The organism is Streptomyces sp. 17_S59 (genome assembly GCF_056930295.1).
On the sequence record NZ_JBXOWD010000001.1, the window covers coordinates 571,837 to 594,036 of the forward strand.

Here is a 22,200-nt window from a genome sequence, read left to right on the forward strand (position 1 = left end):
ACGGAGAGGGGAGAACCGGACCGCCAGATGCCCGACGTCAGACCGTCCGGCGGCGCCGGCGCAGAACCACCACCGCCGCACCCGAGGCCGCCAGCGCGGCACCGCCGGAGCCCGCGGCGAGCCACGGGCCCGAGACGGTGGACGTGCCGGAGCGGCTCTCGGCAAGGGCCCCGGGCGCGTCCTCGGCCTGGGCGTAGCCGCCGGCCAGGCCCTTGCGGTCGTAGGCCGAGCCGGGGAGCTTGTCGCCGTAGCGCTTGGTGACGAGCTGCTGGTACGCGGCGAGGGTCACGCTCTGCTTGCCCCGGAGGGCCACGGACGCCTCCTTGTTGAGGGGTTCCACGGACCCGGCGCCGGTCAGCCGGTACCAGGCGTGGAGCTGCGGCTCCATGAAGGTCTGGGCCTGGTCCGTGCCGCGCTCGGCGGCGCTGATGTCCGTGTCCCCGTCGCGGATGCCGGCCAGTTGCCATGCCTTGTCGCCCTGTCCGGGAGCGAGCAGGACGGCGGCCTGGTGGCCGTTGGCGGCCGAGACGCGGGAGGCGAGGTAGGACATCCGCAGGGCCGACCCGGCGGTGGGCCGGGTCTTGCCGGTGACGAATTCGGGCGCCAGCTCGTAGAGCGGGACCGGCTTCTTGAGGTCGAAGCCGGGCGCGGCGGCGGGGGCCTGCACAAGACCGCGCGGGGCACCCGCCGCGCCGCCGTCCGCCCCGGAGGCCTGGGCCGGGGTACGGCTCTCGGCGGCCGTCAGGAAGCGGGAGACGGTGTCGTGGACCTGGCCGGAGCGCAGCACCTGCTGAGCGGTGGCGTAGTCGGTCGAGGTGGGGGTGGCGGGTCCGTCGGCGGCGTGCGCGGGAACGGTTCCGCAGAGGACCGCGGCGGCGGCCGCCGCAAGCAGGGTGGTGGCGGCGCGTCTGTTCGTGCGGTGCATGGTGGGGGTCTCCTAGCCGTGGATGCCGATGCGCGAGTGGGTCCACCGGAAGGAGTTGTTTCCGGCGTAGGCGGAGTAGTTCCACCAGGTGTAGGTCTGCGTGCTGGGCCAGGGGTCGCCGACCGCGATCATGTTGCTGTTGCTGTCGTAGCCGTAGACGACGTTCATGTGGCCGCCGCCGGAGGTCCAGCCGATGCGGACGGCGAAGGGGCGGCCGCCTGCGATCTCGTTCCGGGTCTCGTTGAAGGAGGCGTTGCGGTACAGGTCGGTGCCGCTGTTGCTGAAGCCCATGTTGTAGAGGGCGTTGGCCATGTCGTCGAGGGTGGCGGGGCGGTTGTTGCAGTCCAGCCCGCTGTTGCCCTGGGCGGCGAGGCGGCAGAAGTCGTACTGGTTGTAGCCGGTATGGCCCCAGTAGTTGGCGATGGTCAGGCCGGAGGCGTCCCAGCACCACTGGTCGCGGACCTGCTTCTGCATGCTGATGTTCAGGATCTTCTGTCCGGCGGGCTGGCTGGAGCCGCAGACCGGCAGTCCGCCGGTGTCCTCCCGGATGAAGGCGTCGGCGAGGTAGTAGGTGCCGGACCAGATCCAGCGGGAGTTGTTCTCCACGACGTCGCCGGTGGTGCGGCAGGACATCGAGATGCGGTCGCCGACTCGTGAGGTGCCGGTGATGCTCGCGGACAGGGACGGCTGGGAACGCTGGTTGACGGTGCTGAAGTTGCCCTGTCCTCCGACCACCGTGCCGGTGGCGGCAGCCTGGGCCTGGGGGGCGGCGCTCAGCAGGAGTCCGCCGGACAGGACGGCGGCCACGGAGGACAGAAGCGTCTTTCTGCGGCCCGGTGTACGACCTGGTATACGACCCGGTGTACGAGCGGGCAAACGGAGTCTGCGCATGGGGGGTTCCTTCGGTCGGTCAGACGTTCCGGCGGGCGCCGCGGCGGCGCAGCCAGAACGCGGTCGGTACGCCGACGGCGGCGATGGCCAGGGCGGTGACGCCGAGAGTCACCGGACCGGGCACGGATCCGTCGTCGGAGCCTGAAGCGGAGTGGGCGTCGGCTGCCGCGTCCGCCGGCGCGGCGGAGGACGTTCGCGACGGGGCGGGCGGTCCGGCCGGTGTGCCGGTGGGGCCGCCCGCCGGTGCCGGGCTCACCTCGGTACGCGTTTCGGCGCGGCCGAGCGCCGGGAAGGCCGTCTGCGCCGTGATGGTCCAGCGGCCGGCGGGCAGCGCCTCGGCGGTGGTGAAGGTACCGGTCTTGCCGGGGACCGGTACGAACCGCCAGGGGCCGAGGGTGGTGCCGTCGTCCGCGGTGGCGGTGAGGGTGCCGGCGACCTTCTCGTCCACGGGGTCGCCGTCGTTCTCCCAGCTCGCCGTGGTGATCGGGTGGCCGTCGGACACGCCGGTGACGGTGAGACGGATGCTGTCGCCGTGGGCGTGCGCCGCTGCCGCGGGCCCGAGGACGAGCAGGCAGGTGAGCACGGCCGCTGCTGCCGTGAAGCGGCGATCGGGCATGGGGGTGTGACTCCGGTGGGGGAAGAGGTGGCAGGGGTCCGCCGCACGGGCCCCTGCCACCGGTGAGTGCGGATCAGGCAGCCTTCTGGAGGGTCCAGGCCTGGTAGCCGGAGCCGTCCGGGTTCTGGAGTTCGAGCAGCCAGGCCCCGTAGTACGGCCGCTTGCTCACGGCCAGGGCGAGCGAGCCGTCCCCGGCCGTCACCCGCAGGCCGCCGCCGGACCCGGCCAGCCGCCACTGCTGGGTGGCTGCGCCGGAGCAGGGCTGCTGGGCGACCCACTGGCCGGCCCGTGCCTCGCCGCCGAGCTGGAGGCACTTGCCGGACACGGCCGAGCGCAGGCGCACATGGCCGCTGCCGGTGTCGTCGACGTACCACTGCTGCGGCGTGAAGCCGTTGGGCTGGGAGCCGACGAGCACCGTGCCGTCCGCGGTCTTGCCGCCCCAGACCTCGGCCGCCAGCCCGCTGTACCCGTTGGTCAGCGTGTACCGCGCACCGGGCTTGGCCGTGCTGCCCACGGCCGGGGTGTGGAACTTCACCGTGCGTCCGGGCTTGGTGTCGTGCCCGGCCGTGTCGCGCACGGCGACGGCGACCGTGTAGTCGGTGTCGGGGTGCAGGTTGTAGATCCGCGCCGAGTTCGGCTGGACCCAGGCCAGGTGGCTGCCGTTGAGCAGCAGCTGGTACCAGGCGGCGGAGGGCGCCGCAGGCCAGCTGACGACGGCCGAGTCGGACGTCAGCTGTCCGACGACCGGTACGGGCCCGGTCGACGGTCCGGTGCTGCCGGTCGGCTTCGGCGTCGGGGTGGGCGTGGGCGTGGGCGTGGGGGACGGACCGGGGTCGGGCTTGGTGCCGTTGCCGGTCATCAGGAACTGGTTGTTCGCCACGTTCCAGTGGGTGGCGAGGTAGCTGCCCGGCTGCGGGTTGGTGTGGAAGTAGTCGTCGTGGTTGCAGTCCAGGCGCTCGTCGTGGCCGCGGTCCGGGCAGACGGTGCGCATCGCCGGGTAGTACGGCGCGTCCGAGTAGCACATGACGTCCCACTCGTCGGTGCAGTGCGCGGCGCGGCTGCTGTTGGGCGCGCTGTTGTTGACCGCCCCGAGGTTGTGCCCCAACTCGTGCGCGGCGGTCGAGCCGCTCCAGCACCCGGAGTCCGTACGGCCGTAGGAGGGGCCGAAGTTGCTGAGGTTGCTGGAATCCGCGCGCTCGTCGCCGTTGAAGGTGCCGATGCCGCAGTAGACCTTGGCGTCCGCGAAGATCATGTACTTGCGGTCGCGCCGGTCGAAACCTTTCTGCGCGAGCGCGGAGTTCAGCGCGCCGAACTCCGACATGGCCGAGTCGGACACCTCGACGTTGAGCACGGACGGGGTGCAGTCGGCGCCGGTCACAAACCGAATGTGCCGGATGCCGCCGGTCTCCTGCGCGCTGGCGAAGTAGATGGTGTCGGCGTCGGCGGCCCACTTGCGGAAGGAGGCCAGGTACTCGGCGTACCGGTCGTTGCCGGGTCCATGCGCGTAGACGACCTGCACACGATTGCCGGTGGTGCCGTCGCCATCGCACTGGACGGCCTGCCCGGCGGGCGCGCTCTTGCCGCTCGCGACGCCCTGTTTGGGAGCGGCGGGCGGGGTCTTGGCGGCGGCGGTGCCCGCCTGGCGGGCGTCGACGGAGGCCGTGGTGCCGGCGGAGGGCGTCTCGGAACCCTTGTCGGAGGGCTTGTCCGAGGACTTGTCGTCGGGCTTGCCGTCCGACTTGCCGTCCGACTTGCCGTCGTCGGCCGTTCCGGACTTGTCCGGGGTATCGGCGATGTCCTGCGTCTTCGCGACGGGCGCGGTGTCCTTGGTGATGTCCACGCCCTTGGGCGGCTTGTCGGGCCCGTGCGTACACCGTCCGTCCGCGGTCCGCAGGACGCCCGCGCAGCGGTCGCCCTTCGGGGCGGGATCGAGGCCCTTGTAGACGAGCCCGTGTGCACGGTCGTCGCCGGGTATTCGGGTCACCGGCTCGGGCGTCTTGTCGTGTGCGGGGGCCGATGCCGGGCTGTCTGCCACCGCCTGGGCGGTGACGGCCGACGGCTGGGACGTCCCGTGGTCGAAGACGCCGCCGAATACCGCCGCACCGGCGAGCGCTCCTGCTGTGACGGCGACCGCGGCGGCCAACATGGCGGGTTTTCGCCGCCGTTGACGAACCTGTCTTCTGCGTCCGGACAAGACCGTACCTCATTTCCTGTGGGGGGAATGGTGGGTGGCCGGAAGTGTGCCAGAACAGACGCCGCGTCAGACAGTGCCGAAGTCACGGCGACAGGACGGATGCATCACCAGATAGGTGGCACAGGAAACGATTTGACGTTCCATCAACTGAGCAGGCAACACCCGGCACTTACCGGCCGGAAACAAAAGGTCTATTCCAAGTGGAGGGCAATTTTCGCACCGCCCCTTAATAAGATCGTTATCACGGAACGAGGGGGTCCGGTTGTGTGCAAATGCACTGTGTGGTGGGGAGGTCACCCATGATCACGTCACCGAGGAATTCTTTAAGGTGCCCCTAAGGACGGCTTATGGTGAGGGGGATACGCGCGGAGGGGCGGGGGAACACATTGGCTCCCCCGCCCCTCTGGCACACAGCTCACGCGCAAAGCGGCACGCGCGCCCGAGAGTTCGGGTCAACGCGGCATTCGATTCAGTTCTCGCCGAACGACGGATGCGGTCGGTCGGCCCGCACCCGTACGGCGCCGGAGCCGACGCCGGGGCCGACCCGAATTAGACGCCGCCGAACGGCACGGTGCGCCACGGGCTCTCCGGGTCACGCAGCAAGGCGTGGTGCGCGTGGAGGACGTCCGTGTACCAGGTGCCGAAGTGCTCCTCGTCGAAGTGCAGGCAGCGCCCGAGCACATAGCCCGCGGAGAACTCCTCCCACGAGCCGTACACGCCCCGCGCGGCCTCGGAGGCGCGCTCGAGGGCGGCGTGCATCTCGGCCTCCGTGGCATACCGGGCGCCCCGGCCCCAGCGGGCCATCTTGGAGCCGCGGCCGATGTCCCAGGCGGCGACCGAGCACACGAAGCCGTCCGGCGGCAGGAGCCCGTCGGCGCGGAACCGCGCCTCGTACCGCAGGATCTCCCCCACCAGGCTGCGCAGGTGCCCGACGAACTCGGCGAAGTCGGGGTCGCCGGTGGCGCTGCCGTTCTCCCGGGCACGGGCCCGCAGCTCGGCCTCGACGAGGGCGCGCCACTGCTGCGGATCGACGCCGCCGGCCCGGCCCCGAACGAGCGCGACCCGGGCTCCGAGAACGAAGTCCCAGTACCAGGGGCTCACATCGAGGGTGAGCAGCCGCTCCTGCATCTCGAACCAGTCGCTGCGCCCGTTGACACCCCAGCCGCCGCTGATCCGCTCGGCCTCGCCCCGGTAGCCCATGCCGTGCCAGTGCGGGGTGTTCCAGGCGTCACCGTTCTGGAAGCACAGGTGGGCGCCGCAGGCGAGGCCGTGCAGCAGCGGGCCGGTCGCCTGGGCGCCCGTACGGCGGGTCACCACACGGTCGCCCAGGCCGTCGGGCTCGAACAGCTCGTCGTGCAGGTCGATCCAGACCTCCCGTTCGCCCTCGTCGACGGTGAAGATCTCCTCGCAGGGCGTGTCCGAGTTGACCGCGAGGACGGCCACGTCGTCGGGGAGGATCCGGGCGAGCCCGCCGAGGGTCGCGTACTCGTAGACCAGGTGCGGGTGCGGCCGCGGCAGCAGCCCCGCGGTGTAGACCTGGGCCGCGATGCGCCCGTCGGGCAGCGGGGTGGTCAGGAAGGGGTAGTCCTCCTCGCCCGCGGCCTGTGCGGCTTCGAGCAGCACCGGGTAGTAGACGCCCTCGATGGCGAGGGTGCGCAGGTAGGCCAGTGCGTTGCCGGACCGGGCCAGCTTGTACAGGTGCTGCTCCACGTCGGTGGGCGCCTGCCAGCGGCTGCCGTCTTCGGGGACCGGGACGGAGGGGAAGACTTCGTCGTGGTCCTCGTCTTCGGCAGCCGTCTGCATGGGGCTCTGGATTCCTTCCGTACTGCTCGGTCGTCCTGCTGACGACCTCAAGATCGCGCAGGTACGGTACCTGCGGCTTACCCGCGGCCGGGGCCCGGGGCCCCCGACCCTGATACCGGCCAACAGCGCCGTGGCCAGCAGGGCCAGGACCCCGCCTACCCGCAGCGCACTCGGCACACCGAAGGCGTCCACCGCGCGGCCGCCGCACACTGACACCACCCCTGTCAGATGTAGCTGCACGGATCGCTGCCGCCATACCGGTCTCCCCCGGTAACGTCCCGCATTGAGACCGTATGACCGCAGAACAAGAAACCGGAGCGCCGCCGTGCAAGAGACCTGGGACACCGTCGAGCAGCTCGTTGATTGGCTCGACACAGAAAGCACCGTCTCACCGGACATGGCGCGTTTGCTGCGTGTACTGAAGATCAGCGAAGAGGCCGGTGAAGTCGCCGAGGCGATCCACGGCGTCGCAGGTTCCAACCCGCGCAAGGGCAACAGCCACACCTGGGAAGACGTGCAGACGGAACTCTGCGACGTGATCCTCACGAGTATGGTCGCCCTCCGGACGATCACTCCGGACGCCGCGAAGGTTTTCGAAAACAGACTCGCGCACGTCGCAGAACGGTCACTCGGCTCTAGGGCCTGTGCGGAGTCGTGATCACGGGATGGGGACTGAAGTCCCCCGGCGAGGGGCCAGTTAGGGTCTGTGCCATGTCTGCTGTCACTGAGCCCACGCCTGCTCATATCTTGCGCCCCGCGACCCGTGCCGATCTGCCTGCGGTACTGGCCCTGCTCGCCGATGAGGAGCAGGTGGTGGACCCGGCGACGGTTGTGGTGACGGAGGCGTATGAGCGTGCCTTCGTGGCGATCGATGCGGACCCGCGCAACGAAATGCTGGTCCTGGTGGACGACGGCGGCACGGTGGTGGGGTGCCTGCAGGCGACGTACGTCCCGGGACTTGGCAAGGGCGGCGCCGAGCGCGCCCTGGTCGAAGCGGTGCGGATCCGCGCGGACCGGCGTGGGGACGGGCTCGGCCGGACCTTGATGGCGCACACGATCACGAGGGCACGCTCGCGTGGCTGCGTGCTGGTGCAGCTGACCAGCAACAAGCAGCGTGAGGGCGCACACCGCTTCTATGCTGCACTGGGCTTCGCACGCAGCCACGAAGGGTTCAAACTCGCGCTTTAGGGGCTCTTAGGGCCGTATCCGTCATCGAGCAGCAGCGCCACTGACGGGACGACGATGCCGGCTTGTGACCATTACGTGGCCGCAGCAGACCTGATGGGCATGCCTCGGGACCACAGCTCCTCGGCATGTTCCGCAAAGCGCGAGAACATCCCCTGGTCGCCCCGTCGGCGCAGATGCAGTAGCGGTGAGTCATGGCCGACGAGCCTGGCGAGGTGCGGTGTGACGAGTGCTTCGTCGTCGAAACGGAAAACGGAGAGCGAGATGTGGTTGGTCGCGTCGGCGGGGGCGGAAATCCTTGCTTCCAGACCTTCCGTCTCGCCCATCCTGGCCAACTGTTCGAGGGTTGTCCTGATGCGCGTGGATACGGCCATGGCCACGTCCTCGATCTCTTCCCGCTGACGGGTCACGGCACCCGCGGGATCGCCGATCAGGAAGCGGACTCGACAGCCCTCAGCCGCCTTGCTGCGCAGTACCTCGGGCAGAGCGGGCACATGGGTCCACAGGAAGTAGGACGTGTACCCGCCGAAGAACAAGTCGCTGGTCGCATCGGCAATGAGGTCGCCCCACGCCGTCGACGGGCACGCGGACCGATACGGGTAGCTGTGAACGATCTCCTGGTCGTTTCCGGTCTTCAACCGGTCCCTGACCGCCTTCGGCCACAACATCGCCGACTCCACTCCCAACGCCATCGAGGCGTCTTCTCGGTTTCTGGCGTGCGGGATCAACTCTTCATCGGCAACCCACCGTTCTACGGTCTTGCCGGAGACGCCAACGCGGACCGCGAGCTGTCTGGGGGACAGACCGGCGGACTCCATAGCTGATCGTAGCGCCAGGTTCAAGGCTCCCCCAGGGACGTTTGGGCGTTCTTCGACGGTAGCGTCTGAACGGCTCAACTGTCCTTGCTTGGCATCGACATCCGTCCCTGGCGGGAGGTTGTCCGATGACGGAACTTCCGGCCGTCGGCGCCCTCGTCCTCGACGTCCGCCGTGACCGCGTAGGCGAGGTCTTGGCCAAAGCGGATGGACGCATCCTCCTGCGCGCTCCCGGCGGCGGCCGGGAGTGGGAGGCCCTACCCTGCGACATCGGTCCCGCAACCGCCGCTGACGCGCTCCACGCGAAGGTTGCCGACGCCAACGAGCGCAGCAGGCAAGGGCGCGGCTACACCGAAGCCGTGCCACCGCGTCCCCGGTGCGAAACGTGCTGGGAGATCAGGCACCGCAGATACCGGGCCCTCGAAGCCGGCGATCGGCAAGAGGCGACCCGCCTGACCACCGCCATGGGGATTCACCTGCGCGAGGCGCATCCGGCTTGAATTGCGCTGGGCCCGTTCACGCGCTGCGAACGGACCCCAGCACGCAATAGCCCACCGGGCCAGGGACGCCATCCGCTGACGTCTGGGAAGTGAAGCGCATAGGCCCCCGGCGAACAGCGCCGCCATAGCTTCCCGGACTCCCTCAAGCGCGACGACTGTCCATCGCGCAGACCGTGTCACCCAGTCCGGCACCGGGACGGCGGGCGGTGGCGGGGCACGCGCAGGGACGTGGTTGTTCCCATTGACTGAGTGTTGTGGGAACTTCTCACGATGAGAACTGGGTGGTTCGTGCGGTCAGCGGCCGTGGCCGCGGCCAGTGTGGTGTTGGCGGCAACCATGGGGACGACCCATGCGGTGGCCGATCCGCCGGGTCCGGCCCTCGCGGCAGCAGATGCGGACGGGGTCCGCGACGCGCTGGAGCGCACAGTTGCTGCGGGGGCGCCGGGGGCGTTCGCAGTCATCCGGGATCACGGCGATTCCGATCACGGACGTACGGTCGCCGTCGGCATGGCCGACCTGGACGGAACCCCGATGAACGCTGACTGGCGCTTCCGGGTGGGCAGCAATTCGAAGATGTTCACCGCTGTCCTGGTGATGCGCCTGGCGGAACAGGGCAGCATCGACCTGGACGCCCCACTGCGCAACTTCCTCCCGCCCGGAACCTTGCCGGACGACTGGAACATGACCGCCCGGCAAGTGATGCAGCACCGTGCCGGACTCTACGACTACACCGACGACTTGCTGGGGCAGCCGGGCGAAGAAACGACGGCTGCGTTCGAGAAGCGCATTCGCAATACGGTCTACGAGCCCGCCGACCTCGTGGCGTTGTCGCTGGAGCACGGCCTGCAATACACACCGGGCACGCAGTACGCGTACTCGAACACCGATTTCGTGCTCATGGGCATGGCGATCGAGCACATCACCGGCAGCCGGTACGCGGACGTCCTGCGCGAGCAGATCATCGAGCCACTGGGCCTGACCCAAACCTCCTTCGTAGTCCCCGCCAAAACCATCGCCGGCCCTCATGTGACCGGCTACCTGACGAACGACGACCGCGCCAAGCCACTGCTGGACTCCACCGAGCAGAACGGCTCATGGATCTGGAGCGCGGGCGCCGTCATCTCCTCGGCCACGGACATGGACCACTTCCTCACGGCTCTCGTCGCGGGCAGCTCCGGCGGACTGGTCTCCGACGAGTCGCTCCAGCAGATGACGAGCGCGCTGCCGACCCCCACGACGAACATGAACTACGGGCTGGGTCTCCGCGAGGTCTCGCTGTCCTGCGGAAAGGTCTACGGCCACGACGGCATCGTCCAGGGCTACCAGACCCAGTCGTACGCGACGCGTGACGGCGGGCGGACGGTCGTGGCCTTTGCCAATGCGTCCAACAATGGGGCGGTGACGCGGGGGTTGATGAATACCCTGGAACCTGCCTTCTGCAATCCCCGGTCGGAGACGATCTCGAAGATGTCGCGCCGACCGCAGTAATCGGCCGACGGCTACGTACCGGCCGGCGTGCCCGCTTCCACTTCGAAGGCGACAAGACCGCTCTTCAGCTGAGCGAGCGTTTCATCGGCCAGGTCGCGCAGGAATTCCGGGCACACCCATGCATCCAGCGGCTCGTCCTCCTCATCCGCTTCATCCTCCTCGTCCCACCCGTAGCACTCGGAAATCTCTGCCCTGCCACCCGGGCTGCGCAGGAGGTAGCCGACCTGGTTCACGTAGTCCGGATCCCTGGTGTCGGGGTGCTCGCCCGGAGCGTGGGTGCAGGGTCGGTCGTCCAACAGGGGAACAGTCGCCTCGATCCCCTCGACCATCGCGTCCAGTACGGCACGGTCCGTGACCCTCTCCGACGTCGCGTACCAGCACGTGGCGTTCATGGTGACGAGATAGCCGGCCAGCTCACCCCGGGTCGGGCGGGATGGGTAGAAGGCGGCCTCGTCGACAAGCACCTCGTGCGGGTCGCAGTATGGATAGTCGTTCACGATCCCTGAGAGAGTGCTCATGCAATCGTGATGGCTCTCCGGCGCTCCCACAGGGATGCGCCGCACCGTGAACGGAGCGATCACGTCCGCGGCCAGACGTGCCCACCCGGCCACATTGCCCGGGCACAGCACCAACTCGGGGTCACTGTCGCCTTCTCGCCCCGCGGGCTCGCCGGTCAGCAGCCCGGTGTCGCCCTTCCAGACGTCGTCCTCGAGCGAGTCCATCTCGGCCTCGTACGGATGCCCGTCGTGCGAGCAAGAGCGTCCGCCCATTTCCTTCACCACAGTGCGCAGTGCGTCAAGAGCTGCCTGCTCGGCCGCCTGCCCAGGGCGCCAGGAGAGATAACCCGACATCGCCACCAGCCCGGACACCCACACATGCGCCTGTTCCCCGCCCGGGTCGGCGGCGAGCCGCCGCGCGCACTCCATGACAAAGGGGTCCGCTTCCTCCTCTGGGGAGGACTTGTCGATGCGCTGCCAGGCATCGGCGAGCTGGTCAACGGTGAGGTCGGTCGTATTGATCACGATCTCCACGACGGTGCCCGAGCCACCGTGGTTCCGACCGAGCCGAACTCCTCCGGGAACGGCAGCGCATCGCCCCCGTCTCCGCCGCAAGGGGGAAGGGGTACGACCTGCGCGCGATGTGGCGGGTGGGGCTGTCGATAAGGGTGGAGGTTCCAGTAAGAGGGAAGAGGGGTTTCAGTGGACCGGTTGGACCGGGCGGGGCGACTGGCGGCGTACGGGGCGGCTCTGGTGATGACGCCCTACGCGTTGATCAAGGTCTCATGGGTGGTCGGCGCGGTGGCGGGGCTGCTGCCGATCGGTGACGGGTTCGACCTGACCGGGTGGGTGGTACTCAATACCGTGACCATCGGCATGGCAGGCACCGGGATCGCCATGGCCCTCGCTCTGGTGCGACCCTGGGGCATGCGGATACCGGGACCGCTGATGGCGTTTGTCGCCTGGGTGGGCACGGGGTTCCTCGTCCCGCTTCTGCCGTACGCCGCGCTGGACTCGCTGCTGGGGCTGTCGAGCGGCGAGCCCCAACACCACGAAGACGACGGTCCGGCCATGCCGGGCTGGGAAGGCGCGCTGATCCAGGTCAGCTTTGTGGGGATGGGGCTGGGCCTGGCGGTCGCCTTGCCCGCATACCTTCGGCGGCGTTGGCCGGATGTGTTCGCCGGCCGGGTCGGCGATGGTGGCAAGAGCAGTCCGCGTCATGTGCTGTGGTCAGTCGGTGCCGGGGCGGTGATCGGCGCGGTCTGGGCATACTGGGCGCTCGGTGGCACGGTCGGTGTCGCGCATCCCGAGGACCAGGGCGCCGACGGTCGGCTGCTGACCGGGACATGGGGGCTCTGGGCACTCACAGCCTCCGCTGCCACATGGACGGTCAGCCGAGGCCGGCCCGCCCGGCTGCCTTGCTGGGTCCCCCTGACGCTCGGCTGGCTGGGGACGGGCTCGCTCTTCGCATGGAGCGGCTGGAAGCTGCCGTACACGTTGTACGTGGCGATGGCACACCCTGCCGGCGTGTCGCTGCCGGAAGACCTTGCCCTTGCGGCCGTTCTGCACACCGTCGGCGTGACGGCAGGCGCGGTCATGCTGTCGGCGCTCGTTCGCACCCGCAGAAAGCTCCAGTCGGGCGTGGTCGAGAAGGTCTGACCCGACGCTTCAGCGTCCTCAGGCGTGCCGCACGACTCGCGCGTCATGGCCCTCTCCCGCTACCCCTTCTCCTTCGAGAGTCGCACCTCTGCAGGACGACCTCAAACGCAGGAGCGTCGCGACCGCATCTTGCGGTCGTGTCCCACATGGTGCGTTGATCCCGTGGTGCGTTGATCCGGATCGACCAGGCCCCGGCGGGGCAGCAGCCGGATTGCAGGAAGCCGACGGCGTGGTTCGATGGAAGGAGGTGGTCAGCAGATCAGTGGGTCTAATACGCCCCCGTTCCTGTACCGAGCACGTGTTCTCGGAGGGAGGAAGGGCGATGACGAAGTTGATCCGGCACCCGCCCGGCAAGAGCCGGCCGAGCAATGCCCCCATGGCAAGCCTCCATCTGCGACGGATGGCGGCTTGGGCCAGGGGGTGCATGCTGTCCTTCTGGCACTGGCTGACGATTCGCTGGGAGGCGCGCGAGGACGCGACACGGCCCAGGAAATGGCGCCGCTGGATTTCTTATACAAGCCTCATCCGCGTGCTGAGCACGATTGCCGCGGTCTTGGTCCTCGTCTGGTGTGGTGAAGCGCTCTTCGGCCTGGCCCGGGGGAGATCGACCGGCTTCGACAACTGGCAGAAAAACGATGCAGGCTTCACTGCTCTCATTCGTTTTGGCGGTCCGCTCCTCGTCGCCGGTCTCGCTACCACGACCTTGCTCTTGTGGTACGGCTGGACGAAGCGGCGTTACCTCAGGAAGGCCCGCAGGAAGCCACACGAATTGGTCCTCACGGCAGGCCCGAACACCGACGAGGTCGTGGGACGGCAGGAGATCGCTCAAGTGATCGCCCAGCGGCTCCGGGATCGCAGCACCCGCAGGCCCTACCTGCTGGTCGGCGGAGTGGGCACCGGGAAGACCGCGGTGCTGGTGCAGCTCACCAAACTGCTGGCCCGGCAAGGCGCCGTTCCCGTACCCGTACGGCTGCGGGATGCCGCCGGTGCGTCAGAACTGAACTTCGAACAGATGGCCAGACGGCGCTTCTACGACGAGGCCCCTCACGGCATCCTGGCGCGCACCAAGACCGAGCGGGTCTGGCAGCAGCTGCTGGCGGACGACAAGCCCGTCGTCATCGCCGACGGGCTGGAGGAGGCCGTCCTGGACGAGAACCTCCAGGCACAACGGGACAACATCATCGGCCAGGCAATCAAGCGCGCCAACGACGACAAACTGCCCCTGGTCATTGCCTCACGGCCGCACAGCGCCCTCGAGACGACCTGTGCCGCAATCATCGAACTGGAGCCCCTGAGTGAGGAAGCGGCACTGTACTTCGTGGAAACGCGCACCCCGGAGGAAGACCTTCGCCGTCTCGACTGGATCGTCGAGACGGCGGAGGTGACCGAATCGCCCATCTACCTTCAGATCGCCAGGGAACTCAGCAAGAGCGGCTTCCTCAGGCACGAAGGGCAGCACCCCGGTGTCCGGCCTCTCGATACCCGCAGTCGCGACCGCTCCACCCTGCGGCTGTGGCTGCTGGAAACCTGGGAAAGAGCACTGGCGCAGGGCCGACTGCGAAGCACCGTCGACAAATCCGAGCAGGAACGCCGCGATGCCATCGAGGTGGTCTCCGCGCTGGCATGTGTGGGGCTACTCCAGGACAAGCTGGAGGTCGGCGTCGCGGAGCTCCAGGGCGAGCACCTCCACCCTACGCCGACGAAGTGGGTGGGCATCGAAGCCGAGCACCTGTGGACCATGCGACGCCGCTTCGACCGGTATGGCAAACGCGGCAACACCTTGACCGAGTGGCTACGCGGGCAGATCTGGAACAAACTCTGCGATGAACTCGGCGACGAAGCGAAGCGTCGCCTGCATGAGGGGACCATCGGACAGTGTCAAGCCGAGCTTTCCCGGTGTGTCCTCAATGCACATGCACTCGATTTGGTCGAGGGGTCGGAGAAGAACATCCGCTTCCCGCACAGCATCCTCCAGGCGTACTTCGGCTTCCGCATGCTCCGCCGGCTCGGGGAGGACCATACTCGTCAGCTCATCCACAAGGCATTGCAACCACCGGGGCCCAGCCGCGAGTTGCTCATCGCGCTGGTACTTCTCTCCCGTTCATATGCCGCCAAGGCAGCGCCCGCGGAGGAGCCCAGGGCGGTGACCGTGCTGAAGAAGGATCTGCGCAGCCGACCGCTGCCCCAGCGGCTCTGGCGCGCCGCGGCGCGGCGCGAGGATCCCAAGGCCTTCGACCTCTATGCGGCGGCCCTGGAAATCGAGAGTGTGCAGAATCCACCCGAGCAACTCGGACACATCGTCTCCGCGCTTGAACAGCGCTGGGGCAATATCAAGGGCGACAGGCGAACCCTCGAGGACGCCAAACTCCGCGTCGTCAGGCAACTGGGTGCGGCCCTGCGCGCGGCAGACGGCAAGATGAACGGCACGCGTAACCGCAGGATCCACACCACGCAGCTGTACAAGAAACTCTTCGAGCTGGGCATAAGCGACCCCTCTTACGCCATCCGCCTCGCGGTGGCACAGGAAGTCGGCGATGGTGGCGACGCAGCGTTCGCTGTGATCCGTCAGAGAATCATCGACATCAATCTCGACCCGGTTAGAGAATATGAGGACAGCGTCAACCGCTTCAAGGAAGAGAAGCGAAGGAAGCTTGACAAGTGGACGGTCGATCTGCAGAAGGTCTCAATTGAGCCGAAGTCGCCCGAGCGCACCTCGGCGGAGGACCGGCTGAGTGAGAAACGAACCGAAATCATCCAGAATTACCGGAACGAGCGCACGGAACTGTGGCGGGAATTCGTCATGCGAGCCTGGATGCTTCCCATGCTCCTCGGCTCCGTAAGCGACGACATCCGCGAGGAGGCCCGCAGTCGAATGAAGAAATGGCTTCGCCACCTCGACCCGCATTACCCCGGCGCTCCCGACCTGATGCTGTCCCTGGAGAACGCGCTGGCCCAGGGGTTCAAGTACGCGGCCAACCGCCGCGGACGCCACCCCTTCACCTATCCAGAGGGCAGGAAGGACCTGATCCGCCAAGCGGAGACCATGCTGCAGCAGAGCCGGTGCTGGTATGCGCAGCTCACTCTGCTCCAGGCGCTTTGCCTGTGGGAACTCCCTGACCCAACCACTGTCCACACGAGGGATGACGGCAAGGGTCCTCGGCGGGGGCACAGCACACGCACACGGCCGACGACCGCAGTGCAGACTGTGGAGCGCTGGCTCTCAATGGCCGGTACGGCGCACGCACCGGAGGTACATCCCACGGCAGACGGCGCCGCTACGGCACGCCAGCCACTGCATCCGTTCGTCGCCGAAGCGGGCGATCTGGTGGCACTCGCCCTGGAAACCAAGAGACCGGAACGCTTCATCTGGATCGACGAAAAGGGCGTTGCCGACAACATCGGCTCGCGCAACAGCGGCCCACAGCTCTACCGCAAGCACAACCTGTGGATTCCGCCCTCGATCGGCTGGAGCAGCCTCGACGGACGCGCCCAGCGCCTCCTCGCCGACGTGCTCCTCATGATGAACCTCATCGAGCGCGACGCGCAGCCGGACGAGGTCGAGGAACGGCTGCTCCGCTCCCAGCAGGCAGACATGCAGCTTCCCCCCTGCATCACCAGCGACCGCAAAGCGCTGCACCCGGACCTGAAGACCGATGTGTCAGGCCCACCTCGGCCGGGCTCCTCCTGTCTGCCCCACTGCATCTTCCAGTTCTGCCCCTACCCGCCCCGGGGCACCGAACTCCGTGCGGAACTCCGCGAACCCTTCTGTCGCCAGCAGCAAGCCCTGCTGCCGAACCGCTTCTGGCGTCGCCTCCCGAGGGGCCGCCGCAGGAAAACGCCCAACTGGGTCGGCATGCGTGTCCCCGAACTGCATGGTTTCTGGGACGGCATGGCGCACCGCCTGCGGGGGCCCTGATTTCCCTCGGCCAACGGTTCAGCGCGCCAAAGGGGGACGACCTCGAACAGGCCCCTGACTCAGGGTCACAGTTGAGTAACATACATCCAGTCGAGCATGTATGTGACATTGCACATGTCACACCATGCTCTCCATGAGAAGACCAAGAGCCCTGATATCGGCCATCGCCGCCCTCGGCGCAGTCCTCGCCGGCATCGCTCCCGCCTCCGCTTCCTCGCCCACACCACAGGACTCCGGCCAGGGAACCCTCACTTGGACCCCCTGCAACGACGCCACCACCCCCACCCTCCAGTGCGCCATGCTCGAAGTCCCCCTCGACTACGCACACCCCACCGGCACCAAGATCAAGCTCAAGCTGAACCGGCTCCCGGCCACCGCGCCCAAGAGCAGGCAACAAGGGCCGATCCTCCTGAACCCCGGCGGTCCCGGCGACTCCGGGCTGTGGATGCCCGCCTACATCTCCGGGAAGATCCCCCAGGACGTCGCCTCGACCTATGACTGGATCGGCTTCGACCCGCGCGGCACCAACGCCAGCGAACCGCACGTCACCTGCGACGCCCACTACTTCGACGGCGCGCGGCCCGACTACCAGGTCGGCAAGGGCACTTCCCAGGCATGGCTGGAGAAGTCGGCCAAGTACGCCGCCGACTGCGCCGCCAACTGGAGCTGGTTCCTGCCGCACATGACCACCGTCGACAACGCACGCGACATGGACAGCATCCGGCGGGCGCTCGGCGCCGAGAAGATCAATTTCTACGGTGGCTCATGGGGCACCTCGCTGGGCTCGACGTACGGCCAGCTCTTCCCCTCGCACGTGCGCCGGATGGTGCTGGACAGCATCGTCGGCCCCACCATCAGCTGGTACGACCACAACATCCTGCAGGACAAGGAGCACCAGCGCCGGTTCGACGCCTTCGCCGCCTGGACCGCCAAGGCCGACTCGGTCTACCACCTGGGCACCGACGCCGCCACCGTGAAACAGAAGTACTACCAGGTCGAGGACGCGCTACGGACGAACCCGGTGGACGCCGCCCCGGCCCCCGGCAGGATCGGACCCGCCGAGTTCGAGGACACCTTCTACGGCGGCGGCTACAACTTCCTGCGCTGGCCGCGGATGGCGACCGTGCTGTCGGCCTACCTCACCAAGAACGACACCCTCCCGCTGAGCATCGCCTACAACAAGTACGCGGCCCCGGGCGCCGACGACGGCACGTTCCCGGCGTACAACGCCGTCCAGTGCACCGAGAACAACTGGCCCCGCGACTGGGAGTTCTGGAAGAAGGACCAGGCCAAGGTCAACGCCGTCGCGCCCTTCTACACCTATAACAACATGTGGTACAACGCCGCTTGCATGTTCTGGCCCTACCAGGGTGATCAGGCCGGGCGGCTGAAGATCACCGGCAAGGGGCTCCCGCCCGTCCTGCTCTTCCAGGCCACCGAGGACGCCGCCACCCCGTACCCGGGCGCCGTCGCCATGCACAAGGCGCTGCCCGGATCCAAGCTGGTCGTCCAGAACGGCGGCAGCTTCCACGAGATCCTCTTCCACGGCAACTCCTGCCTGGACGACACCTTCACCGCCTACCTGCGGGACGGCAGCCTCCCCGCCGGCAAGGGCTTCATCGCCAAGACCTGCGCCCCCGAAGCCGATCCCACCCCGGTCTATGTGACCCCGCCGGCCGTCTCCCTGAAGGCCGAGGCCAAGCCCGGCCCATCCCCCACCGACCCCGAAGCCGTCCACGGCACGCGGCGGTAACGGAACCCAGCGCCCCAACGGCACACCACCGCGGCGCGTAGGGCCCCGGCAACCGCCCTACGCCCTACGCGCCGCGCGGCGCCCGCCGGTCGTCCACCGTCAGGCCGGCACAGCGACCTTCGCCTGCGCTATGAGCAGATCCAGTAGCGAGAGCAGGGCGCCGCGGACGTCCTCCCGGGAGCGGGCGTCGAGCAGGAGGACGGGCGTGTCCGGGTCCTGCAGGTGCAGGGCCGCTCTGATCTCCTCGGCGGTGTACGGCTGCCTGCCGTCGAAGCAGTTCGCGCCGATGACGAACGGCAGTCCGCGGTTCTCGAAGAAGTCGATGGCGGCGAAGCTGCGGTCCAGCCGCCGGGTGTCGACCAGGACGAGCGCCCCGAGCGCCCCGTTCAGCAAGTCGTCCCACATGAACCAGAAGCGCTCCTGGCCCGGCGTACCGAAGAGGTACAGGACCACTCCGGCGTCGGTGAGGGTGATGCGGCCGAAGTCCATCGCGACCGTCGTCGCCGTCTTGCTCTCGATGCCGTCGAGGTCGTCGACGCCCACGCCCGCGGTCGTCAGCCGCTCCTCGGTGCGCAGCGGCTCGATCTCGGAGACCGCTCCGACCAGCGTCGTCTTGCCGACGCCGAAGCCCCCGGCGACGAGGATCTTGACCGGGGACGCTTCCGGTGCGGCGGTGTCAAAGTCGGGCAAGGTTGTCCCTGATTTTCATGAGCAGGTGGACATTGGAGGTTTCGGAGGCGTCCAGCGGCGGACGGTGGCGGATCAGACCGCGGTCCAGCAGCTCGCCGAGCAGGACCAGTACAGGGGTCAGCCGCATCTGCATCCGGGCGGCGATCTCGGCGACCGCCCGTCCGTTCGACGACGGGCACATGGCGAGGATCTGCTGCCACTCCGTGGGCAGGCTTCCGTGGCCGTCGGCGTCGGCCACGGCCGAGATCACCGTATCCATCGTCAGGCCGTGGTCGGATGCAGCCGTACGCCCGTCGGTGAGGGCGTACAGCCGCGTCCGGCGGCGCCGTCCGGGCTGGGGGTCGGCCGCCATTACGACGTGGGCGTCTGTGAGCGTTCGGGGGTGCCCAGCCACTCACCGAGCGCCTGCGCGGCGCGGACCGTCTCGCCGCCCAGTTCCCCGAGCCGTGCCTTGCGGGAGGTCACCACGATCAGCGTGCTGCCCGATCCGCACCCGACGAGGCACAGGTACCGGTTGTCCATCTCGACGAGTTGGCGGACGACTCCGCCGCCGTCGATCTCCCGCGAGATGGCCTTCATGGTGGACGCGATGCCGGAGGCCGCCGCGGCCACCCGCTCGGCCTGGTCCCGCTCCAGCAGGTAGGCGCTGAGCTTGATCCCGTCGTTGGAGAGGAGTACGGCTCCCTCGATCCCGGCGATCCTGCTCAGGTTGTTGTCCAGGATGCTGTAGATCACGTCGTTCTGTGTCGTCGTCATGGCTGGTCCTGTCGGAGCTCGAGTTCTACTTGCCTGGTGCTGTCTTCATAATCCGCCCAGGCGTCGGCCACCTCTTCGGGCGTGGCCGCGTCCTGGTGGACCGCTTCGACCGTACGCGGCTCGCGGAGCTGCCGGGCCATGTGGCTCTGCGGGACGCGCTCCGGGAGGGCCGGCCGGCCGGGGGCGTCCCCGGAGCCGGGCCGGGGCGACGTCTCCGGCGCCGTGGCCCGGGCGGGCTGCCGCACCTGCTGCTTCGGCCGACGGCGCGGCAGTCCCGACGCGGTGGGAGCGGGGGCGTCCACGGGCTCGTCCGCGGAGTCGTCCACGGGCTTGTCCGCGGGGTCGTCCGCAGGGGCGTCCGCCTGATCGCCGGATCGTTTCCGCGAGACGAGTTCGGGCCGGCGTTCCCCGGCGGGCTGCGGCACGGGTGCGAACCCCTTCGCCGGCTCGGGCTCCACAGTGCGCTCCGGGGTCTCCGGGGTCTCCGGGGTCTCCGGGGTCTCCACGAGGTGCTCACCCGGGACGATCACCACGGCGGACGTCCCGCCGAACGCCGACCGGCGCAGCGTGACCGTCGCCCCGAGCTGGTCGGCGAGGTGGCCGACCACGAAGAGGCCGAGCCGGTGCGCGTTCTGGGCCAGCACGGAGTACGGCGGAGCGGAGTGCAGCCGCCCGTTCATCTCCTCGTACCTCTCGGCGGTCACCCGCGGCCCACGGTCCTCGATCTCGATGCAGAGCCCGTCGGCCACGAGTTCGGACCGGATGCCGACCCTCGTCGTCGGCGGGGAGAAGCGGGTGGCGTTGTCCAGCAGCTCTGCCAGGAGGTGGCTGAGCTGGCTGATCACGCCGGGCTCCAGACTGGTCTCGTCCATGGCGTGACGGTCGATGCGCCGGAAGTCCTCGACCTCGGCGGCCGCCTCCCGCAGCAGGTCGGCAATGCGCATGGGCTCCGTGTGCGGGTCGGGGACCTCGCCGCCCGCCAGGATGAGCAGGTTCTCGATCTGCCTGCGCATGCCCACCGTGAGCTGATCGGACCTCATGAGGTCGGCGAGGAGCGCCTCGTCCTGGCCGAAGGCGTCCTGGATGTGCTCGGTCAGCGCGAGCTGCCGGCTGACCAGGTTTCCGGTGCGTGAGGCGATTCCGGAGGCGAAGACGCTGAAGCCCTGTCGTTCGTCGGCGAGCTTCCGGTGTCCGTCGACGGACACGGCGACGGCGCGGGCGAAGGCGTCGCCGACCCGTCCGACCTCGTCCTGCTCGCCCCTCGGCTGCGGCAGTGCGTCGGTGCCGACGGTCTCTCCGCGCTGGAGGCGGGCCACGATGTCCGGCAGGGTTTCCTCGGCGACCGCCACCGTGCGGTCGTGGAGAGAGCGCAGGCGGCGCAGGACCGAGCGCGTGGTGAAGACCACGACGGCGACGACCAGCAGGAGGGCGGCACCACTTGCCGCCACCAGCAGGACGACCTGGTTCTCCAGCTGTGCCGCCCGGTCGTCGGCGTGGGCGAGCACCTCCTGCAGCTCGCTCTCGTCGAGGGTGTTCAACTGGGCGGAAAAGGTGCTGTAGGCGGCCCGCCAGTCGCCGACGTCCGGCGGCAGCGCGATGCCGGAAGGGACGTCCCGGTGCTCGGAGACGACCGCCTTCTCGATGCGGGACTTGATCTGCCAGGCGTTCGAGGTGAGGATCCGCTGGAGGGCGTCCTGGTCGTCGAGGGGCAGATCGAGGGCGACCGTGTCGTACAAGTAGTCGCTCGCTCCGACGGCTTCGACGAATTCGCCGAACCTGGCGGACGTCAGCTTCCCGGAGGGGCCCGACAGCGCGAGGATGGAATCCTCGCGAGCCACCACTTCCGCTGCCGAGAGCAGCTCCACGAGCGACGTCGTCTCCTGGGTGAGCCCACCGTCGTCGACGTGGCTGAAGTCTCCGTAGCAGCGGATCGTCTCGCTGATCACGTCGGTGTAGTAGTCGACGGTGTCGTCCGGGCTGCCGTGGCGTGCGTCGGCGCGTTCGCGTTGGACACCCAGGTCGGCCAGTCGCTGCCCGACTTCGCGGAGCCGGTCCTTCGCCCGGTCGGAATGGAGCTGATCGGGGTTCGACGACTTCAGGAAGGTGGCCACGGCCCGGTCGGTGTCGTCCCGGCGGCTGCGCAGATCGGCCCCGGATACGGGCGTGCCCGACCACCACGCGGCGGTGATCGCGCGCTCGGACTGCAGTTTGGTCATGAGCTGGTACAGGGGTACGCCGGTCTGCCGACCGGCCACCACGTCCTTGCGCAGGTGCCGGGACTCCTGCACCGACCGATCGGAGCTGATGAGAACCTGGGCGCCCATCGCCACGGTGGGCACCACTGCGAGCCAGACGAGCAGGGTACGCAGGCGCACCGTCCGTCGCCGGCTTCTTCGTACCGGCTCGCCCGGGCCTTCGGATTCCGTGGGGGTCATCAGTCCTCGTCAGAGCAGTCGGACATTCCTGAGCGGGTGCCGATCATAACCAGCCAATTCGAAAAGCCGATGTTGAG

The 22,200-nt window shown here is 68.6% G+C and carries 18 protein-coding genes; 7 read left to right on the plus strand and 11 right to left on the minus strand.

The genetic code is table 11. The annotated features are described in order from the left end of the window. Positions 1–37: 37 nt before the first annotated feature. The 5 genes from AC1Z4A_RS02260 to AC1Z4A_RS02280 all read right to left on the minus strand — a co-directional run bounded on the left by AC1Z4A_RS02260 (position 38) and on the right by AC1Z4A_RS02280 (position 6,429). Positions 38–925 (minus strand): hypothetical protein, encoded by an 888-nt coding sequence (locus AC1Z4A_RS02260; protein WP_483676118.1) that lies wholly within the window; start codon positions 923–925, stop codon positions 38–40. 12 nt (positions 926–937) lie between these two features. Next, positions 938–1,732 carry a papain-like cysteine protease family protein gene (locus AC1Z4A_RS02265; protein WP_483676119.1) on the minus strand — a complete coding sequence of 265 codons (795 nt, stop codon included), beginning with the start codon at positions 1,730–1,732 and terminating at the stop codon, positions 938–940. A gap of 103 nt (positions 1,733–1,835) precedes the next feature. Beyond that, positions 1,836–2,432, minus strand: coding sequence for a hypothetical protein (locus tag AC1Z4A_RS02270; protein ID WP_483676120.1), 597 nt, complete (start codon positions 2,430–2,432; stop codon positions 1,836–1,838). Between the two features lie 73 nt (positions 2,433–2,505). Further along, positions 2,506–4,578 carry an RICIN domain-containing protein gene (locus tag AC1Z4A_RS02275; RefSeq protein ID WP_483676121.1) on the minus strand — a complete coding sequence of 691 codons (2,073 nt, stop codon included), beginning with the start codon at positions 4,576–4,578 and terminating at the stop codon, positions 2,506–2,508. 597 nt (positions 4,579–5,175) lie between these two features. Further along, positions 5,176–6,429: a DUF1266 domain-containing protein gene (locus AC1Z4A_RS02280; RefSeq protein WP_483676122.1), complete on the minus strand. Its 1,254-nt coding sequence runs from the start codon at positions 6,427–6,429 to the stop codon at positions 5,176–5,178. 325 nt (positions 6,430–6,754) lie between these two features. Between AC1Z4A_RS02280 and AC1Z4A_RS02285 the strand changes: the two genes are divergently transcribed. Then, the gene (locus AC1Z4A_RS02285; RefSeq protein WP_483676123.1) at positions 6,755–7,087 is read left to right on the plus strand and encodes a MazG-like family protein; all 333 of its coding nucleotides are present in this window, start codon (positions 6,755–6,757) and stop codon (positions 7,085–7,087) included. Positions 7,088–7,140: 53 nt separating this feature from the next. Beyond that, positions 7,141–7,617, plus strand: coding sequence for an N-acetyltransferase family protein (locus AC1Z4A_RS02290; protein ID WP_483676124.1), 477 nt, complete (start codon positions 7,141–7,143; stop codon positions 7,615–7,617). Positions 7,618–7,688: 71 nt separating this feature from the next. Here the strand turns inward: AC1Z4A_RS02290 and AC1Z4A_RS02295 are convergent, their stop codons facing one another. Continuing rightward, on the minus strand, positions 7,689–8,432 hold the full coding sequence (locus AC1Z4A_RS02295) for an XRE family transcriptional regulator (RefSeq protein WP_483676125.1): 744 nt from the start codon (positions 8,430–8,432) through the stop codon (positions 7,689–7,691). A gap of 125 nt (positions 8,433–8,557) precedes the next feature. Here AC1Z4A_RS02295 and AC1Z4A_RS02300 point away from each other — a divergent pair, with 125 nt between their 5' ends. Further along, positions 8,558–8,929 carry a hypothetical protein gene (locus AC1Z4A_RS02300; RefSeq protein WP_483676126.1) on the plus strand — a complete coding sequence of 124 codons (372 nt, stop codon included), beginning with the start codon at positions 8,558–8,560 and terminating at the stop codon, positions 8,927–8,929. Between the two features lie 303 nt (positions 8,930–9,232). After that, positions 9,233–10,417 carry a serine hydrolase domain-containing protein gene (locus tag AC1Z4A_RS02305; protein WP_483676127.1) on the plus strand — a complete coding sequence of 395 codons (1,185 nt, stop codon included), beginning with the start codon at positions 9,233–9,235 and terminating at the stop codon, positions 10,415–10,417. Positions 10,418–10,428: 11 nt separating this feature from the next. On the opposite strand, the gene AC1Z4A_RS02310 is transcribed toward AC1Z4A_RS02305, so the two are convergent. After that, complete coding sequence (locus AC1Z4A_RS02310) at positions 10,429–11,448, minus strand: hypothetical protein (RefSeq protein ID WP_483676128.1); 1,020 nt, start codon at positions 11,446–11,448, stop codon at positions 10,429–10,431. A 168-nt stretch (positions 11,449–11,616) separates the two neighbouring features. Here AC1Z4A_RS02310 and AC1Z4A_RS02315 point away from each other — a divergent pair, with 168 nt between their 5' ends. The 3 genes from AC1Z4A_RS02315 to AC1Z4A_RS02325 all read left to right on the plus strand — a co-directional run bounded on the left by AC1Z4A_RS02315 (position 11,617) and on the right by AC1Z4A_RS02325 (position 18,242). Continuing rightward, positions 11,617–12,573: a hypothetical protein gene (locus AC1Z4A_RS02315; protein ID WP_483676129.1), complete on the plus strand. Its 957-nt coding sequence runs from the start codon at positions 11,617–11,619 to the stop codon at positions 12,571–12,573. A gap of 322 nt (positions 12,574–12,895) precedes the next feature. Continuing rightward, complete coding sequence (locus AC1Z4A_RS02320; protein WP_483676130.1) at positions 12,896–16,489, plus strand: NACHT domain-containing protein; 3,594 nt, start codon at positions 12,896–12,898, stop codon at positions 16,487–16,489. A 133-nt stretch (positions 16,490–16,622) separates the two neighbouring features. Continuing rightward, on the plus strand, positions 16,623–18,242 hold the full coding sequence (locus tag AC1Z4A_RS02325; protein WP_483676131.1) for an alpha/beta hydrolase: 1,620 nt from the start codon (positions 16,623–16,625) through the stop codon (positions 18,240–18,242). A gap of 99 nt (positions 18,243–18,341) precedes the next feature. Here AC1Z4A_RS02325 and AC1Z4A_RS02330 read toward each other — a convergent pair whose 3' ends face one another. Genes AC1Z4A_RS02330 through AC1Z4A_RS02345 form a run of 4 tightly spaced genes read right to left on the minus strand, consistent with a single transcriptional unit; the run spans position 18,342 to position 22,063 of the window. Continuing rightward, entirely contained in the window at positions 18,342–18,932 is a 591-nt protein-coding gene (locus tag AC1Z4A_RS02330) for a GTP-binding protein (protein ID WP_483676132.1), read from the minus strand. After that, on the minus strand, positions 18,919–19,284 hold the full coding sequence (locus tag AC1Z4A_RS02335; protein WP_483676133.1) for a DUF742 domain-containing protein: 366 nt from the start codon (positions 19,282–19,284) through the stop codon (positions 18,919–18,921). Before AC1Z4A_RS02335 ends, AC1Z4A_RS02330 begins: the two co-directional genes overlap by 14 nt. After that, positions 19,284–19,688: a roadblock/LC7 domain-containing protein gene (locus AC1Z4A_RS02340; RefSeq protein WP_483676134.1), complete on the minus strand. Its 405-nt coding sequence runs from the start codon at positions 19,686–19,688 to the stop codon at positions 19,284–19,286. Before AC1Z4A_RS02340 ends, AC1Z4A_RS02335 begins: the two co-directional genes overlap by 1 nt. Continuing rightward, the gene (locus AC1Z4A_RS02345) at positions 19,685–22,063 is read right to left on the minus strand and encodes a sensor histidine kinase (RefSeq protein WP_483676135.1); all 2,379 of its coding nucleotides are present in this window, start codon (positions 22,061–22,063) and stop codon (positions 19,685–19,687) included. Before AC1Z4A_RS02345 ends, AC1Z4A_RS02340 begins: the two co-directional genes overlap by 4 nt. Positions 22,064–22,200: the final 137 nt, after the last annotated feature.